Annotated in this window: 1 protein-coding gene; it reads right to left on the bottom strand. The window is 53.7% G+C overall.

Annotated elements, in window-relative coordinates:
• Positions 1-554: 554 nt before the first annotated feature.
• Positions 555-916, bottom strand: a 362-nt coding sequence (locus tag OC446_RS30510) for an SPASM domain-containing protein (protein ID WP_262032608.1), incomplete at its 5' end; no start/stop codon positions are given.

Genomic DNA, 916 nt, shown 5'->3' with positions numbered 1-916 from the left:
CTTTACCTAATAGAGAGCAGCTTTGCTACTATCCGGCCAGACTTTTTAACTTCAGCCGAGTGAACGAGCTCAAGAGTTAAGTAGCAGCGGGGCGGGTCGTAGAGGCCGTTGATGTACTGACCATTTCTGAGGCCCTGATCAATCGTACGCAGGCTCAACCATTCTTCAGGGTAGGCCGGGAGGCCTTATTCCGAGATCCTTGCGCAAAGCGTCTATGTTCTTTGGGTACAGAGATCTTCCTGACAATGTGAGGTTCTCGACTGTCCGGATACTGCTGGCAAATGCCTCACTGCCACCACGGCTTGGCTGCTTACGTCTGAAGTGTCGAGCATCATTGGACCCCAACTTCTTCCTCAGCCACCCGAATGTTTCGGATTGTTTCATGAGGCACAACATTTCCGCGCTCGAGTTGCATCTCTTCGACGGGTCCCGAATGCGGAGAGACCAGTGGCAAAATCCGTGCCGCATAGGTAATGGCTTGGGATAAGCAGTGGCACTTGTGCTCACTGAGCCAGTCATGTCCCAGTTCTAGGCCACATGTTGCTGTCACAGGATCATCGTGGCATTCCGGTGCGCAAATCTATCACGAACCCGAGCTTGTCTGCGTTGCTGTAGGAGCACGACTGACATATCTTGTATCGCTTAGCAAATCCGTTGCGGCGCACCCGCGCCGCCTCATCGGATCTGTAGGCCGCAAGGAATCCATTCTCTCTGACGTTGGGCAGCTGCACCACCTGATCGTAATCGATGCAGCAAAGTCCAAGATCCCCATTCCAGAACACTACGGTTTCGGAAAGAGGACTGGTACACAGCACACTTTCGCTGCTGTCTTCATGCCGACGCAGCGCTCTGCTGTTTGGAAGAAAGTGCGAGTAGGAGGCCCGCATCTCGGGACTCGTGTGTGAGCCAAGGCTAA

Source organism: Microvirga sp. Mcv34 (assembly GCF_024519725.1).
In the GTDB taxonomy this organism is placed as follows: Bacteria; Pseudomonadota; Alphaproteobacteria; order Rhizobiales; family Beijerinckiaceae; genus Microvirga.
This window is presented reverse-complemented; position numbering and strand designations above follow the sequence as displayed.